This window comes from Microbulbifer thermotolerans, from assembly GCF_900112305.1.
Lineage (GTDB): Bacteria > Pseudomonadota > Gammaproteobacteria > Pseudomonadales > Cellvibrionaceae > Microbulbifer > Microbulbifer thermotolerans.
This window is the reverse complement of record NZ_FOKT01000009.1, coordinates 28,873-46,199: the sequence shown is the minus strand read 5'-3', so window position 1 is coordinate 46,199 and position 17,327 is coordinate 28,873. Positions and strand designations below refer to the sequence as shown.

The following is a 17,327-nucleotide window of genomic DNA, read 5'->3' as shown; positions in this document are numbered from 1 at the left end:
AAAGAGAGAAAACGATGAAAGTCTCACCGCTACTGGCGCTGCTCTGCGGCGCCCTGCTGGCGGCGCACAGCTGGGCGGCGCCGCGCTTTATTTCCAACCTGGATATCATCAGCTTCGACGGCACGGAACTGGACGCCAACCTGTTCGTGCCCGATACCCCCCCACCCGACGGCGGCTATCCAACGGTGCTCTTCACCAACAGCTGGGCCCTGGATAAACACCAGTACCTGCTGCAAGCCAAGGCCCTGGCGGAGAAGGGCTACCTGGTGATGAGTTACTCCACCCGCGGCTTCGGAAAATCCGGCGGCCTAGTGGATGTGGCCGGGGACAATACCCTCGCGGATACCCGGGTACTGATCGACTGGCTGGAAGCCAATTACCCGGTCGGCAAACTGGGGATGGCCGGTATTTCTTACGGCGCCGGAATTTCACTGCTCACCGCGGCGGCGGACTCGCGAGTGGACGCGGTCGCGGCCCTGTCCGGCTGGTCCGACGTTGTCGAGGGGCTGTATCCGAACAACACCGTGAACCTGGTTTGGGGCACCCTGCTGGTAAACACCGCCTTCAAGCGCGAGCCGATTGTGGATCAGATCTGGAGTAATCTGCGCAACGGACACAACCTTTCCGATGTGTTTACATTCAGCGCAAGCCGTTCGGCGCTCAGTTATGTGGACGCGCTCAATGCCAATGGTACCGCAGTGCTGCTGTCGAACAATTTCGCCGACTACCTGTTCAAACCCAACAGCACCATCGACCTCTACACCCTGCTGGAAGGACCGAAAAAGTTGCTGCTTAACCCGGGAACCCACGCGGTGACCGAGACCCTCGGCGGTAACGGCGGCCATATCTGGACCACCAGCTTCCGCTGGTTCGACCGCTATCTAAAAGGAGAAAACAACGGTATCGACCGCGAGCCCAAGGTGGACATGACAGTGCGCATCAGCAATCGCCTGGAGCAGTTTGACGACTTCCCCGTAACCGGCAAGCAAAGCCACTGGTACCTGCACCCGCGGCTGACCTATTTCGGCAACGGCCAGTTGAAAAGCAACCCCTACAGCGGCTGGCGCTGGAGCAACCAATTTCACGGTGGCGCCGACACCGCGGCGGGAACCGGCATCCCGCTGGTGTCCGATGCGCTGGAAGGGCTGGGCATTCCCGTTTACACCTTTATGCCGGCCATCAACGGTTACTATGCCATTGAGTACCAATCTCCCCTGCTGTGGAACGGGATGAAAATCCGCGGCACGCCGACACTGGAGATGTGGATCACACCGAGCAAACCGGAAGTGCAACTGCATCTGCACCTGTATGACACCGGCCCCCTCGGCATGGGCCGCTTGATTACCCACGCCCCCGTCACACTGCGCAACGCCCAGGTGGGCCGGGAACAGAAAATTGACGTAGAGTTTTTCACTACCAGCTACGATGTGCCTGCGGGGCACAGGGTGACGCTGGCCATAGACACCGAAGGGCTTATCTACCAAAAGCCCGCGGATACCGATTACGAAATTACCGTGCCCTATCGCAGTGACCGGGTATCCAAACTGGCGATACCGCAACTGTGATTCCCCGTCCCGGACACGGAGTTTCTTCCCGTCCGGGACTAAATTGTCCCCATCTTCGGCAATCCATTCCCGAACCGGTACAATGCGTGTTTTGCCAAAACCGCGAGAGACCATGAATAAAATTATCCTGCGCAGTCTGCTGGCAATCCCGCTGCTGGCACTGGTGGCCTGTGGCCCATCCGAGAAAGTGGACGGAAATAAAACAGACCAGAAACCCGCCGCCGAAGCAGCCGCCGGCCTCGGCGAAGCGCCGACGGGCAAGCTGCCCGAGGGCGTGCGCCCCACCGCCTACCGCCTCGACCTGCTTCTGGACCCGCGACGCGACGGCTTTACCGGGCAGGTGGAAATCGATATTCACATGGCCAACGCAGCCGATCACATCTGGCTGCACGGAAAAAACATCCGCGTATCAGAAGCGACCGCATTGCTCCCCGGCGGCAAACAAATACCGGCGCAATACCAAGAAATGCTGGACAGCGGCGTCGCCGCGGTCCGCTTTGGTGAAGACATTCCCGCGGGCACATTCACTCTGCGCATGAACTACAGCGCCGATTACGACCGCAACCTGGCAGGACTCTTCAAAGTGGAAGAGCAGGGGGACGCCTATGTACTGGCGAAATCCGAATCCATTCAGGCGCGCAAGTACCTGCCGGGCTTCGACGAACCGGGCCTGAAAGCGCCCTTCGATATTCGCCTTACGGTGCCCGAGGGCTACGCCGCTATCAGTAACGGCGCCGAACTGAAGCGGGAACCGGCGGGCCAGGGACTGGAAAAGGTGACCTTCGCCACCACGCGCCCAATGTCCACCTATCTGCTTTCCCTGTCCGTGGGTCCCTTCGATGTGGTGGAGAGGCCGGCGATTCCGGCGAACCAATACCGGGACAAGCCTATCCCCCTGCGCGGCTTCGCGCGCAAGGGCCGCGGCGGCGATATGAAATACATTCTCGATGTCACCCCGCGCCTGGTGGAAATCTTCGAGACGGAGCTTGAGCGCCCCTACCCGTTTGAAAAACTGGATATCGTCGCCGCGCCTCAGTGGCCCAGCGGCGCCACCGAACTCTCCGCGGCCATCACCTACCGCGAGCAACGCATACTGGTCGGCGATACCCCGGCCCCCGGCGCGCGCCTGAGCCTGCTGGGTGTGCACGCCCACGAAATCGCCCATATGTGGTTCGGCAACCTGGTCACCCCGCCCTGGTGGGACGACCTGTGGCTGAAGGAGGGCTTCGCGACCTGGGGCACACCTCTGGCGCTGACCATCTTTGAACCCAATGGCGGTCACGATCTCAACGCCGCGGTGCGCGCCATCAGCGCCATGCAACTGGACTCCTTGGCCAGTACCCGCGCCATCCGCGAACCGATCGCAGACAACAACAATGTCCGCAACGCCTACGACGCCATCACCTACGCCAAGAGCCTGGGCGTAATCCACATGGTGGACAACTACTTCGGGGCAGATAAATTCCGCCCGGCACTGGGCCGCTATATTGAGAGCCACGCCGACGGCGTGGCCGACGCACCGGACTTCTACCGCGTGATCGGCGAGGAAACCGACAGCCCCGCGCTGACCGAAACCTTCCGCACTTTTGTGGAGCAAAAAGGTGTCCCGCTGCTGGATATCGCCTTGGATTGCAACAAGCCGGGGGCAGCAAAATTGCAAATCGCACAGCGCCGCTACCGCCCGCTCGGCTCCCCCATTGCCGACACGGATCAGCGCTGGAACATCCCCTTCTGCTTTAGCAGCGATACTGAGACACAGCAGTGCCTGATGCTGACGAAAACCGAACAACAGGTGGATATTCCCGGCGGAAGCTGCCCCCAGTGGGTAATGCCCAACGCTGAGGGCAGTGGCTATTACCGCTGGACCCTGGCGCCGGCACAGTGGCAGGCACTGGCGGAGCACTTTACCGACTTCTCGCCCAGCGAACAGTTGTCCATTATCGACAGCGCCTTCGCCGCCTTTGAGGCCGGACAATTGCCGCAGGCCCAGCTGCTGGCGGTAGTGCGGCAGTCCGCCCATGCGGACCAGCGGCAGGTGATTGTCGCCCCGCTGCGCTATCTGCAGAAATACCGCGGCAGCTACTTGGGCGAAGAACAAAAATCCGCGTTTCTCAATTTCACCCAGAACCTGTATCTGCCGATACTGGAGAGAACCGCCGGCAGTGCGGACAGCGAAGAGCAGCTGCTCCACAGTGCGTTGCTCAGCTTTATGGCACTGACTGCCGGCGATGGCGACGCGCGCAAAACGCTAGCGGACAAGGCCATCGCCTTTACCGGTTACAAGCGGAAGCGCGATGCTGAAGCGCTGGACTCCGATCTCTACGAAGCTGCGCTGACCGTGGCCGTACAGGATACGGACGGCTTCCTGGACCACTTGATCGCAATGCGTGCGCAACTGGACGACCCGCGTTTTGAAAGCGCCAGTGCCAACGCCATCGGCCGCAACCGCAACCCCAAACAGCTGGATAAAATCCAGCAGCTGGCGTTGAGCGGCGACATGGGCGCCCGCGAAGCCTTCGGACTGATCCAGCAGGCTCTGTCGGAGCCGGCAGTGCGGGAGGCGAACTGGCAGTGGCTGCAACAGCACTTTACCGAGGTGGTAAACAAGGTGCCCGCACAGTGGCGTCGCCAAACGCCGGCCTTCGCCCGCGCCTTCTGTGACAAAGGCAAGCTGGCCGAGGTTCGCCAACTGTTTGCGCAGCATGGTCAACTGGCTCCCGGGCACCAACGCAGCCTGGCGCAAACCGAAGAGCAAATTCAGTTGTGCATGGCATTGAAAGAAAAAGGAGAGGCACTGTTTGAGGCGCTGCCTTTGGCCGCCAACTAAAAACCTTACAGGTGGTCGCGGTTTCGGCCGCGATCACTGCATCCTGCCGAGAAACCTCTGGTTAATTCGCCTGAGCGCCTCATCCGAATTCAAGGTATTTTGTCGTCAAGGCGCAATTAATCAGCGGCGCCCTAGCTTACATCCACCGGGGTTCCTCCCTCGCGCAAAATTTCCGCCAGCGGGCGCAATTGCTCCCGGTAATGCTTCCACTTGCCGATAGAGGAGCGGTAAACCGGCTGGCGCACCTGTGCGGCACTGGCAGTAGCGGTACCGGAGGCACTGGCGCGGTGGAATTCCAGGCAGCGACTATCCCACGGCAGACCACAGAATTGCAGCAGGGCGCGGGCTTCCCCTTCCAGGTCACCCACCAGTTTTTCGTATTCCAACGCGTAAAAGTTCTCCGATACCAGTTTCGTCCAGTGGTCCATCAGCGATTGATAGGCAAGGTAATAAGCACCCAGTTCCCGCTGATCATAGGAAAATGGATAGGCGGTTTTAAACAGCGTTTTATAGATGGCGTAACAGCTGTCCATGGGATCGCGCCGCACGTGAATGATTTTTGCCGCCGGCAGGGCCTTGCGGATAAGCCCCACGTAGAGAAAATTCATAGGGTTTTTGTCGATTATGATTCCGCCGCCCAGCTGCCGCGCCCTCTGTCGCAGCTGATCTGCATAGTGTTTTCCGAGCGCGCCGAAGTCGATGGCGGCGGAGTTACGCACAAACGCCAATTTGTCCGCACCGATACCCGGAAATTGCTGGGCCACCTGATGGCCGAGCAAACGCGCGAAGGTATCCGGCTCCCCTGCCGAAACAACACCGGGCACCGCGGTCAATATTCTGTCCACCAGGGTCGTCCCGGTTCTCGGCATACCGAGAATAAAAAGAATGCCCTCTCCCTGTGTATTGTCACAGCTCTGACCATCCATCAGAGCGGCACCGTAGGTGGACGCTATCTCGGCCATTACCGCTAAATCCCGCTGCAGGTTGTAGCGAATCCCGGCGCGGCGCGCTGCGCAGCCGCGTTCCAGTGCCGCGAAACTCTCCGGGTACAAAGCCAGATCTTCCAGTTCTTTCGCCAAGGCGAAATTCAATTGCACCTGGGCCCGCTGCGGCAACCCCGGCCGCGCCAGCAGCTGGCGCAGCTGTGCAATATGATTGTTTTTTTCCGTCTGCCTGCGCAGATCGCTGCGGTTTTTATAGGCTTCCCAGTCCTCCGGCACCAGGGCGATGGCGCGGTCGTAAAGCCTTTCCGCGCGCTCCAGATCTCCCATGGCGCGGTTGGCGGCAGCACAGTTAAAAATTATCTGCGGGTTCTCCGGTGCTAAGGAAAGCGCCCGTTCGTAGTTTTTGCGGGCATGGTCATAGCGGGCGCAAAGCGTGTAGATATAACCCGCCTGTGTCAGCAGGTCGATGTCTTGCGTGCGGCTCAAATCGCAGTTGTCGAGCGCTGCAGCGGCACCGGCCAGATCCCCCGCGCGCAGCAATACACCCGCCCGGTGCACGGCGACACGGAAGTAACCGGTGCTGTCACCCGGCAACAGCGCCAGCGCCTGCTCAAGGAAATGCAAGGCCCGCGGGAAATTCCCCTTGGCAACGTGGATATCCGCCAACAGGCGGCGCGCTTTGATCGCACCGCTATCTACACGCAGAACTTCCTCCGCGGCCCGCAGCGCCTTGTCGAGTTCTCCCGCGCGGAAATAGGCTACCGCCGATGGATACAAATCGCTTTTGTTCACATTGACTGCCCGCAAGCTCCGATTGGCCTGACCTTAACAGATTGCGTTGCTACGGGTAAAAAAAAGCCGGCCTCGGAGCCGGCAAAAGTTGGGGTGATAAAACCCACAACTCCGGGACTTTAGAACCTGTACGAGGCGGACAGGCCCACTGTTCTCGGCATTGTGATGAAACTACTGGAGGCGTCATTCTCATAGTTGTAGTTGAACCACTGCGACTGATTACCGGCATAGTTCGGCCCCCAGGTGGCAAAGGTTCTAGCCCCGGTAATACCTTCTTCATTGGTCAGGTTTTTCGCATACAGATCCACGTTCCACTGGTCGGCGGAGAGAGAGACCGAGGCATTGACCAGAGTGAATCCATCAAGCGTTGCCGCCTCCCGCGGACTACTGGAGGCACTGTTCTCAGTCTCAGACTGGTAATAGCTGCTCAGCTGGTAGTAAAGCGACAGGCCATTGCGCAAAGAGTGCAGATAGCCCAGCCGCGCCGTCATGGCGTGTTCGGGAATACCGGGCAGGCGCGCGCCGGCTTCGCGGGTGGTGAATGTGGCACCGGGGAAAACCAGATCCTCAGTCAGCTCCGCATCGACATAGGTATAGCTGATGCCGCCGTCCAGTGCGTCGGTGAACTGACCGCTCAGGGACAGCTCCACGCCCTGGCTCACCGCTTCATCCCCGTTGACCACCACGAAGTAGCCAGATACCGGGCCCGATGTATTCAACTGCACATTATCCCAGTTCACCCGGAACAGGGCGGCGTTGTACTGAAGGCGGCTGGCCAGTGTCCCCTTCGCGCCCAGTTCGAAGTTGTCCACAGTATCCGCTTCGTAACTCAGCAGCCCCGGATCTTCCGGAAAGGGCCCGGTGGTGGAAACGGCGTTGGCGCCGCCGCGCCGATAGCCCTGCGACCAAGTGGCGTAGAGCATGTCACTCTCCGTCAGGTCGACAGCGGTATTGAATTTGAAAATGGTATCGGAATCCGAGAAGGACTGATCGAATTTGTCAACGGTGCCCCAGAACGGCAGATCGGCGAGGCTGTCGATATCGGAGTCCACCTCGAAGCGGCGCGCGCCGGCGGTAATCTGCCAGCGATCGGATAGGTGGAAGGTGACTTCGCCGAAGAAGGCGGTTTCCACATAATTCATCTGGCGGCTGTAACGCCAGTCCACATCGCCCTCGGTATCCATACCCCACCAGTAGGCGTACCAGTCGGCACCGGTCTCCGGAAGCCAGGGTCCGGCTTCCCATGGGGGAATACCCTCGGCCAGGGAGGCGACGACCCAATCGTGCAGCCCGGGTGTTTCCGAAAGCTGGGTCATGCCGTAATCCTGATCCTGATAGTAAGCCCCGACAATCCAGTCCACCGCACCATCAGTGTTGGAGACCAGGCGGATTTCCTGCACCAACGCGCTGTCCTCGAAAGTGCGGGTAGCCTTATTCAGCGGACGGGGCGTACCGGCATAGTAGAAGCCGAAGCCCGCATTGGCATAAAAGCCGGTGTTGTCGGTGACCGCCATGGCCTGATTATCGTAGTCGGACGTGCTCGAGGTCAGGGTGGCAAAACCCAGGTCCACCTCGACCTCCAGGCTCACAAGATCCACTTCGCGCTCGGAGGGTTCCAGGATCAAACCACCGAATTCGTAGTCGTCCATGCTCTCGGTCTGCTGCCGGCGGCCGCCGGCATCACCCTCCTGGGTGAAATAATCCAGTTGCGCGGAAAAGCGATCGCTGGGCTCTATGCGAAAACTCGCACGGGCGTAGTCCACATTGACTTCGTCCGCGTCCTCAATGTTTTGATAGAGCGCGGGGCTGTTGACAATATCCGCAGCGTCCGCGGGCACAGGTACGCCGCTTGCGTCCACCACATAAGCATTGGCGTAGTCGATAATGCCCGCGCGCTTGAGCGTGCCGTAAGATATACGGGCCGCGGCGATTTCCCCCATGGGCAGGTTAATAATACCGTCCACGCCGTGATTCCAGCCTTCGGAGCCCTCGCTCTGGCTGTAGTAGCCCGATACATTGCCCTCAAATTTCCCCATTTGCGGCGCGCGCTGGATATAGCGCACCGCACCGCCCAGGGCGCCGGAACCGTACAGGGTTCCCTGGGGGCCGCGCAGCACCTCCACCCGCTCAATATCCCGCAGGGAAAGGCCTACAAACAGTGGCGTATTATTCAGGTAGGTGGCAACTGGTGGCGCTGCGCTCAGCTGTACATCCCCCTGGGCGCCCGCATCAATGTTGACGCCGCGCATCAAAATACCGTTCACCACCCCGCCGGAGCGCCAGTCGCGGTCTATGTACTGCACGCCGGGAAGGGTCCGCATCAATTCGGAGACTTCCTTGATATTGGCTTTCTCCAGGTCCTCTCCCGATACGGCGGTAATGTTATAGGGGACATCTTGAATACTTTCGGCGCGGCGGGTGGCAGTGACGATAACCTCTTCCAGAGCCGATTCCTGCGCAACCGTATGTTGTGGTACAGAAAACAGCGTGCCGGCGGACACTGCGGCGACCGCGCTCGCCAGTGTTTTCTTACAAAACCCCAGATTGCTCTGCTGCTTCATGGTTCCCTCTGCTTTTTATCGTTTTACCCAACCGCTCCCTCTGGTTGTTATGCTGATGCTACACAGACGGGAGCGGAAACCTAGCGCCAGTTTACCGGGAACGCATGGTCCAGATGAGCCTGAGGTTTAATCTCGCGCCTTTAATGGACCCAGGGCCTCGTACGCGGGCGAGAAGGCACCGGGTTCATATTGCGGGTAGCGCACCTTCCCATCGCGGAAGCTCTTCAGTGTCTGCCCAAGTCCTTTCACCCCGTGCTCGCGCACTTGCCTGACCTTGGCCAAATCCACCTCGAAAGTGATGACCTCTTCCGCTACGGAGGCCTCGTAAATCACCTCTCCCTCCGGCCCCACGATAATGGAGCGGCCGACGCCCTGGTTCCCCGCAGAGTTGACGTCCACGATGTAGCACTGATTGGTAACCGCACTGGCGCGCACAATGGCTAACTCCTCCGCGCGGTCGATGGTGTCCGTCTTGGTCGGGTGAATAATCACCTCCGCCCCCATCCAGGTAAGCGCGCGGGTGGTTTCCGGAAACCAGATGTCATAGCAGATGGAAACCCCAAAGCGCCCCACCTCAGGAATATCGAAAACCAAAAATTGATCGCCGCCAGTCACACCCTTTTCGTAGGGCAGGAAGGGATAAATCTTGCGGTAACGGCCCACCACTTCCCCTTGTGGGTTGATCACCGGCGCGGTATTGAAAACAGTACTGCCACACTTTTCATACATGGAACCGGGCACCAACCAGATGCCCAACTCTCGGGCGACGCGGCAGAAAGCGCGCTCCTCGTCCGAGGGCAATTCACGGGCATGGTGGACACCGACGCCGCGCAGGGCCAATTCGCTCAACACAATCATCTGCACCCAGGGAAAGCGCAGTTTGGTTTTCTGAATACGCTCCAGCAGCCTTTCCAGGTTATCCGCATCCGCCAGGTTCAGCTGCAGCGCGGCAATACCAAAATATTTATTCACTTCGCTCATTACCAACAGTTCCCACTTGTCGGATAGGGAACCTCTGATTCATTCGCATGAACGCTTTAGCAATATCAGGCGCTCAGACAACGGGACGAGCTTTGGCAACAGCACTGCCTGTTGCTCCACCGGATATGCTCCTCTACCCGGCAGTTTCGAAATGTCCCCATTACCTGCGACCGACGAGTCTTTATCGTCAAAAAACGAATAAACAGAGATCCCTTAACATTTTTTAACGGTCGGTATCTTGGAGGATAGAAACGTCCGACAATAGGGCCAGTTGCTCTGCCCGCATGAGGCCAAAGCGAATTGGCTTCTGTTTTTTTTCCGAGCTTGATGCTATGGACTGGGTGCATCTGGCACTATATTCTCTTTGACAATCAGTTAGGGAACCCCTGATTTATTCGAGTGAGCGGTGCGATCAAAAATGTACCAATACTTTCCTTTGGTACTACCGTTCGAAATGATGAATCCATCACTTGAATTTTTTGCCCGGAACGCATCGCTCAACGGTTCCCTGGAAATGCCAGGGCCTGCCGCTCGGAACCCATGTCCCAATAATAAATACACCAGGAGTCACCATGAGCAACAACGCAGAAAGCCTGGCCAACGATGCCGGTACAACCCCACAAAAGGCGATTGAGAATTTTCCGCACGCCGCCCCCCAGGGCTGGATCGCCAGCCTGTTACTCGCCTTCCTTTCCTCCGCCGGTCTCTATTACGTCAATATTTTTCCCGTCATCGTCAATTCTCTGATGACCGGAGCCGGACTTTCCGCGGCCCAGGCGGGAGAAATAACTTTTGCCAACACCATGGGTGCAGTTATCGGTGCCTTTTTAATATCAATTCTGGTAAAGAAAATTCCGCAGTGGAAACTGGCCGCCTTTGTCCTGCTGCTCTGCTCCATCGGCATGGATCTGTTAACCATTGTGCTCGCCAACCTGGAACTGCTGATCCCTCTGAGGCTGGTACACGGGATGCTCGGGGGCGCACTGGTGGGATTGGGTTTTGCGGTCATCGCGCGCAGCGGCATTGCGGGCCGCACCTACAGTATGGTGCTGCTGGTGCAGTATATTGGCGGCGCGCTGGGCTTGCGTTTCCTGCCGGAGCTGGTCGCGCTATACGGCACCTATGTGCCCTTTTTCGCGCTGATTACTTTCAGTTTGGTAACGCTGGCGATGTTGCCTTTCCTGGCCGACTATCCCTTGCCATCGATAGAAGAACAAAAAAAGGCTGTATTCAATGCAAAAGTGGCGCTGGCCCCCATGCTGATTACGCTGGTAGCGCTGTTTTGCTTTCAACTTTCCAATATGGCCCTGTTCGCGTTTATTTTTGATCTGGGCAAATCCTTCGGGCTGCCACTTACCTTTATCAGCCAGACACTCTTTTGGGCCAACTTGGTTGCCATCGGCGGCGCTGCCCTGGCCGCCTATACGGGCCAGCGCTTTGCCCTGGCTCCGCCGCTGGCCATCGCGCTGCTCGTGACGCTGGTGGGCTTGGCAATGTTTATTTTCAGCGACCTGAAACCGGTGTTTGTCGCCGCCAATATAATCACAGGAATTACCTGGGCTTTCTGTGTACCCTACTTTCTGACCATGGCGTCCAGGTTTGATGCGGCGGGACAAATGGGAGCCTTCGGCGGCTTTGCCTCGAAAACGGGACTGGCCTGCGGCCCGCTGGCGGCCGGCTATTTTATTTCCGCCGGCGGCAGCTATACGCAATTAATCGCGATTACTTGCGGCATCCTGGTGGTGTGCCTCGCGGCGCTGCCGGCCGCGTCGCGGCTCGATCGGGCCGCAGGCTGACTTCCCGCGCGCTATAGCACCGGCGGACTGACGAAAACTATCGCGCGTTTACTGATTTATTCGTGCACAAGGATAGCGGTGTCGATCAGTTTGCCCGCTGCATTAAACCATTTAATACGGTGTTCTTCCGCAACCACATAGAAACTTGCCTTGCGCCCATAGGACCAGTTGCGCCACTGGCGCACCCAGAGGTCACCCTCCAGCCACCACCTCCCGGTATCGGTTTCATCCACGTCCACATCGTTACGGGAATAGCCGAGCATAGTGCCGTCGGGCATTAATTCAATGCGATATGACTCTCCCAGAGTGTTGGTGCCGAGCAGAACCGCACCGGGAAATTCCGCGCGCAGATCGTCGGCGCTGAGTCGGCGGCCTGTGGCCGTTTCCAATGTTTCTTCAGTAGCGGAGACTTCGCCATTGATCAGCTGTGCTAACAGCCGGACACCGGCTTCGATTTTTTCCGCTTCAATGGAGGAAAAGCCAATGCGCAACGTATTGCTGCCCTGCACGGTTTCCACCAATAACCCCTCCTGCTCGGCGCGTTGTTGCAGCTGATCGGCATCCACGGCCTCGGGCAGCTGCAGCCAACATGCGGTGCCGCAACTGGCGCGGCGTACCTTCAGCTTCGGGAGGTAATACAACAGCGCCTCGCCAAGCGCCACCCAGCGCTCGCGCAGCTGCTGCGTGATGCGGAAAGTGGCCGCATCCAGATGCCCGGAGGCAACAAACTTCGCAAGCAACCGCTGATTGATCGGCGGCATGCGCTCCCGCAGGGTATAGCGCAGCGCACGCAACCGCTGGATCACCGGTTTGGGGCCGACAATAAACGTCAGCTGCATACCGGGATCAATAATCTTGGGGAACTGATACAAGTAGATGACCGAACGGCCCCCACTCATGCTTTTCAGCGGTGGCAACGGGCTGCCGTGGTAACAGAATTCATGTTCGCAGTCATTTTCAATAATCACCGCGCCGCGCACCGCCGCCGCCCGCAGCAGTGCACGACGGCGTTCCAGCGTGGTGGTGACCGCTGTGGGATTGTGGGCATTGGGCTGCAAAAACCAGCAGTCGCTGTTTTGCAGCTCCTCTCCGATCAGCGGGCCGTCACCGTCCTGTGGCAGCGCCTCTATTCGCGCTCCGGTGCGGCGGAAGATCTCCTCGGTTTCCGCACAGGCGGGCAACACCATACCGAGAGAACGCTTTTCCCCCAGCAGCAGCTGGCCGAGCAAGTAGCAGGCCTGCTGTAATCCGCTGGTCAACAGGATCTGCCCCGGTTCCACATAGATACCCCGCCTCGGCAGTAGCCGTGTGCAAATCTGCTCGAGCAGCTGGCGGTCATCTTCATTGGCCCCAAGGGGCGCCCACTGGGCCACTTCTCGCGCGCTATAAATATCCCGTGTGCACTCGCGCCACTCGGCGCCCGGGTAAAGACGCGGATCATACTCGTTGCTGACAAATGGAAAGGGATACTGCAGCCAGTTGGCGGGACGCGGCTGCAGGGCGCGACGACTGACGGACACAGCGTTGCAGTGACTGCGCCAAAAATCGCGATCATCGTCACTGCCGGCAGTCGCCTCGACGGAACCGGTGTGGCTGATCAGCCCCTGCTGCTGTATCGCTTCGTTGACGTAGAAACCGCTGCGTTCCCGCGTAAGCAGGAAGCCGTCATCTACCAGCTGTTGATAGGCGAGTACCACCGTGTTGCGGGCAACCCCCAGCTGCTCCGCCATACGGCGCGAGGACGGCATCTTATGGCCGGGGGGAATGCTACCGGAAATAATACCCTGAATGACTTTTTCCCGTATTTGCGCCTGCAGGCTCTTTTGCGCCTGCGGGTCCAATACGATCAATGGTTCCGCCATTTGTGCCGCCGTTATTTTACACTGCCATCCGGCAGCGGTTTGTTATCGTACGGCGAGAATAATGCCCCCGGCAATAATGGCAAATCAAGCGGTAGGGCAGCGCCGACTTCGCGAAAATAGTTAATGAACCTGCTGTTGTTTCCGCAGGCGAAGTCCCAGCCATATCATTGGCAGGCCGAACAGTATGGCGTAGAGGCCGATCAGCCACACCAGCGCCAAGGCACCGGCCGATGGATTGACTAGAATTGCCAAACCGAAAATCATCGACAAAAGACCTATCGCCATTAACAGCCACTCGTTGTGGATCTCCCTGCGCAGAAGAAAAGCACCGATGATCTCAAACGCCCCGCGCACCAAGGCCCAGGCACCGATACAAATCACCAGCACCAGCGCGGTGAGTTGGGGGTAGATAAAAGTAAATATACCCGCCGCAACACTGACCAACCCAGCGAGGACCAGCCACCACAATGGCATAGCTCTATGCCGCCCGAGAACCGCGGCAATCAAGGTGAAGAAGCCGTCCAACAGAACATAAATTCCGAACAGCAACACCAGGGTAAGCAGCGACAAGCCCGGCCAGATAAAACACAATACCCCGAAGGTTACGCCGGCAATACCGCGCAGCAGCAATAGCCACCAGTTTTCCGACAACACCCGCAATATCGGCCTTGTCGCCAGAGAGGGTTCCAAGTCGGGATCGGATACGGGATGGTTGCGCATCGCTTCGGCCCCTGTCTGCGCTGGCGATAAACCATTAAAAGGTCACCGCCCTCAAAATCCAAGTTTTTCGAAAAACTGTGCTTTGAATTGCGCCGATGCGGTAACAAAAGGCCCAGGGAAAGCGGAAAAAACCCACGGCACTCCTCCGCTTTCCCAGCCGCATCAGGCCAGTGAAGTAATCACACCGCGCAGCTTGTCGACGATGGCATCGATCTCGTGCGTTTCAATAATCAGCGGCGGAGACATGCACAGGGCATCGCCGATACCGCGCGCCATTACCCCGGCATCCCAGGCCATGCCGGACACCTTGCCGCCGAACTTGCCCTTCAGATTTTCCGGCGCGCGCAGCTCGACCGCGCCAACCAGGCCATAGTTGCGCACATCGATCACATTGTCGAGTTCGGCCAGACTGTGCAAGGCCGCTTCCCAGTGCTTGCCGATGTCGCCGCTGGCGCGGGTGAGCAAGCCCTCGCGTTCGTAGATGTCCAGTGTCGCCATGCCCGCGGCGCAGGCCACAGGGTGGGCAGAGTAGGTGTAGCCGTGGAAAAACTCCACTGCACCTTCCGGCGCGGCGTCCATTACCGTTTGGTAAATTTCATCTTTTACAAATACGGCGCTCAGCGGCACTGTTGCGTTGGTAATTCCCTTGGCGGAAGTGATCATATCCGGCGTCACCCCCCACTCAATGGCAGCAAAGGCGGAACCCGTACGGCCCCAGCCGGAGATGACCTCGTCGAAAATCAGCAGCAGATCATGCTTGTCGCAGATCTCGCGCAGGCGCTGAAGATAGCCTTTCGGCGGCAGTATCACACCGCCGGCACCGGAGAAGGGCTCAACAATCACCGCGGCAATCTGATCCGCACCGTGGAAGGCCACCAGGCGCTCCAGGTCTTCCGCCAGCTCCACACCTTGTTCCGGCAGGCCGCGGCTGAAGGCATTGCGTTCAATATCCAGCGTGTGGCGCATGTGATTGGCCTTCACCGGCTGGCCGAACGTCTGGTAATTGGGCGCAATTCCGCCCACGGAGATACCGCCGAAGTTTACCCCGTGGTAGCCCTTCTCGCGGCCGATAAACATGGTGCGGGTTCCCTTGCCACGCGCACGCTGATATTGCAGGGCGATTTTCAGTGCGCTTTCCACCGCTTCGGAACCCGAGTTGCCAAAGAATACATGGTTGAGGCCGTCGGGTGTGTGCTTTACCAGGCGCTCGGAATATTCAAAACTCAATTCGTGTCCGAAATTAAAAATAGAGCTGTAATCCAGCTTTTTGGCCTGCTGGTAAATGGCCTCGGCAATCTCCGTACGGCCGTGACCGGCATTGGAACACCAGAGACCGGCTGTGGCGTCGATTATTTGGCGACCGCCTTTTTCGGTGAGGTAAATTCCCTCCGCGCGTTCCACAATCCGCGGCGCGGATTTAAAACGGCGGTTGGGAGTAAAGGGCATCCAGAAAGCGTCGGTTTTCAGTTCAGACATGGTTTCTCGCTCCGCGAATTACCAGTAGATTCAACATCGGTTGCGACCAGTAGGCGGTTTCTTCACGCGCCGAAACAGCAGTACTTGGTCTCGTAAAATTCCGCCATTCCCTCGACACCGCCTTCGCGGCCAATGCCGGATTCCTTGCAGCCACCGAATGGCGCAACGGTTGTGGAAAAGACACCGGCGTTACAGGCCACCATGCCGTATTCCAGCGCCTCTACCACGCGGTTGGCGCGGCGGATGTTTTCGCTCATTACGTAGGCCGCAAGACCGTAGGGTGTATCGTTGGCCCGGCGGATCACATCCTCCTCGTCGGCGAATTTCTGCACTGGTGCCAGCGGCCCGAAGATCTCCTCCCGGGCAATGCGCATTTCGTCGCTAACGCCGGTTAACAGTGTAGGTGCAAAGTAGTTTTCGCCGATGGGCCGGTAATCGCCGCCCAGCTCGACTTTCGCACCCATTTCCACCGCATCCCGTACCAGAGTGCCTACCCGCTCGGCGGCGCGGCGGTGGATCAGCGGGCCGACGGTCACCCCTTCATCGCAACCGTGCCCGACTTTCAGCTCTCCCATCGCCGCACGCAATTTATCGACAAAGGCATCGTGCACCGTTTCGTGCACATAAATGCGGTTGGTGGATACACAAGTCTGGCCAGCGTTGCGGAATTTAGTCGCTACACAGGCACTGACCGCGGTGTCCAGATCGGCGTCGTCGAAAACAATAAAAGGCGCGTTGCCACCTAGTTCCATAGACATTTTCTTCACGGTGCTGGCACACTGAGCCATCAGCAACTTGCCCACCGCGGTGGAGCCGGTAAAAGTGAACTTCGCCACCCGCGGGTCCTGGGTCAGTACCTTGCCGATGGCGGGGGCATCCGATCCCACGATCATATTGATGGTGCCCTTCGGCAAACCTGCTTCCTCCGCCAGCTGGCACAGGGCCAGGGCGGACAGCGGCGTCTCCACCGCGGGCTTGATCACCACGGTACAACCGGCCGCGAGTGCAGGCGCCGCCTTGCGCGTGATCATCGCATTGGGGAAGTTCCAGGGGGTGATACAGGTGACCACGCCCACCGGCTGGCGGATGGTGTTCAGGCGCATGGCCGGGTTGTGAGTGGGAATTGTCTGGCCGTAGGCCCGCCGGCATTCCTCCGCAAACCATTCGATAAAGGAAGCGCCGTAGACAATCTCGCCCTTGGCCTCCGCCAGGGGTTTACCCTGTTCCAGAGTCAGGATGCGCGCCAGGTCATCGACATTGTCCATAATCAGCTGATACCAGCGCTTCAATACCGCGGCGCGTTCGGCGGCAGTTTTCGACTTCCACGCCGGAAAAGCCGCGCTGGCGGCGGCCACCGCTCTTTCGGCATCGGCGGCGCTGCCATCCGCTACCTCCGCCAACAAATCGCCGTTAGCCGGGTCCCGCACTTCGACAGTGCCGGCTCCCGCACACCACTCACCACCGATATAGTTGTGCAGTTTCAACAAATCATTATTGGCCAGTTGCACCGCAAATCTCCTTGCAATTATTGCTTTTCAATGCTCTTGCAAGGATTCTGGCGCGGAGTACAGGCGGCGAATAGTAGTATCTTTCCAACAAAAATTTACCTTTATCAAACTTTCTCCTAAGCTAGGGAACTTCTGATTAATTCACTTGCTGGTGGCAGAGATTCTTCGTGGGCAGATGAGAAGCTCAGGTGATAGGATGGATATTTCGAAACCGACGGATACAGGGAGGTATCCGTCGGAGCTACAGGGAAGTACTCGTGCGTTTCCGAAATATCCGTCCTATTGGCTGAGCGCC

General features: G+C 58.5%; 10 protein-coding genes. 3 read left to right on the top strand and 7 right to left on the bottom strand.

Annotated elements, in window-relative coordinates:
• Window positions 1-14: 14 nt before the first annotated feature.
• The gene (locus BM155_RS14395) at window positions 15-1,565 is read left to right on the top strand and encodes an alpha/beta fold hydrolase (protein ID WP_074903882.1); all 1,551 of its coding nucleotides are present in this window, start codon (window positions 15-17) and stop codon (window positions 1,563-1,565) included.
• A gap of 112 nt (window positions 1,566-1,677) precedes the next feature.
• Window positions 1,678-4,392, top strand: a complete 2,715-nt coding sequence (locus BM155_RS14390) for a M1 family metallopeptidase (RefSeq protein WP_074903880.1) — start codon at window positions 1,678-1,680, stop codon at window positions 4,390-4,392.
• A 131-nt stretch (window positions 4,393-4,523) separates the two neighbouring features.
• Here the strand turns inward: BM155_RS14390 and BM155_RS14385 are convergent, their stop codons facing one another.
• The 3 genes from BM155_RS14385 to BM155_RS14375 form a co-directional block, all read right to left on the bottom strand.
• A complete protein-coding gene (locus BM155_RS14385; protein WP_175487809.1) occupies window positions 4,524-6,128 on the bottom strand; it encodes a tetratricopeptide repeat-containing sulfotransferase family protein in 1,605 nt (534 codons plus the stop codon).
• 119 nt (window positions 6,129-6,247) lie between these two features.
• Window positions 6,248-8,689 (bottom strand): TonB-dependent receptor, encoded by a 2,442-nt coding sequence (locus BM155_RS14380; RefSeq protein ID WP_067156102.1) that lies wholly within the window; start codon window positions 8,687-8,689, stop codon window positions 6,248-6,250.
• Window positions 8,690-8,815: 126 nt separating this feature from the next.
• A complete protein-coding gene (locus BM155_RS14375; RefSeq protein WP_067156106.1) occupies window positions 8,816-9,670 on the bottom strand; it encodes a carbon-nitrogen hydrolase family protein in 855 nt (284 codons plus the stop codon).
• Window positions 9,671-10,242: 572 nt separating this feature from the next.
• On the opposite strand from BM155_RS14375, the gene BM155_RS14370 reads away from it, so the two are divergent.
• On the top strand, window positions 10,243-11,466 hold the full coding sequence (locus BM155_RS14370) for an MFS transporter (RefSeq protein WP_083421214.1): 1,224 nt from the start codon (window positions 10,243-10,245) through the stop codon (window positions 11,464-11,466).
• A gap of 56 nt (window positions 11,467-11,522) precedes the next feature.
• Here the strand turns inward: BM155_RS14370 and BM155_RS14365 are convergent, their stop codons facing one another.
• From BM155_RS14365 to BM155_RS14350, 4 genes are all read right to left on the bottom strand, one after another.
• Complete coding sequence (locus BM155_RS14365; protein WP_074903876.1) at window positions 11,523-13,328, bottom strand: aminotransferase-like domain-containing protein; 1,806 nt, start codon at window positions 13,326-13,328, stop codon at window positions 11,523-11,525.
• Window positions 13,329-13,448: 120 nt separating this feature from the next.
• Window positions 13,449-14,048, bottom strand: a complete 600-nt coding sequence (locus BM155_RS14360) for an HdeD family acid-resistance protein (protein ID WP_074903874.1) — start codon at window positions 14,046-14,048, stop codon at window positions 13,449-13,451.
• 162 nt (window positions 14,049-14,210) lie between these two features.
• The gene (aptA, locus tag BM155_RS14355) at window positions 14,211-15,524 is read right to left on the bottom strand and encodes an omega-aminotransferase AptA (RefSeq protein WP_074903872.1); all 1,314 of its coding nucleotides are present in this window, start codon (window positions 15,522-15,524) and stop codon (window positions 14,211-14,213) included.
• A gap of 62 nt (window positions 15,525-15,586) precedes the next feature.
• Entirely contained in the window at window positions 15,587-17,032 is a 1,446-nt protein-coding gene (locus tag BM155_RS14350; protein WP_074903871.1) for an NAD-dependent succinate-semialdehyde dehydrogenase, read from the bottom strand.
• Window positions 17,033-17,327 lie beyond the last annotated feature (295 nt).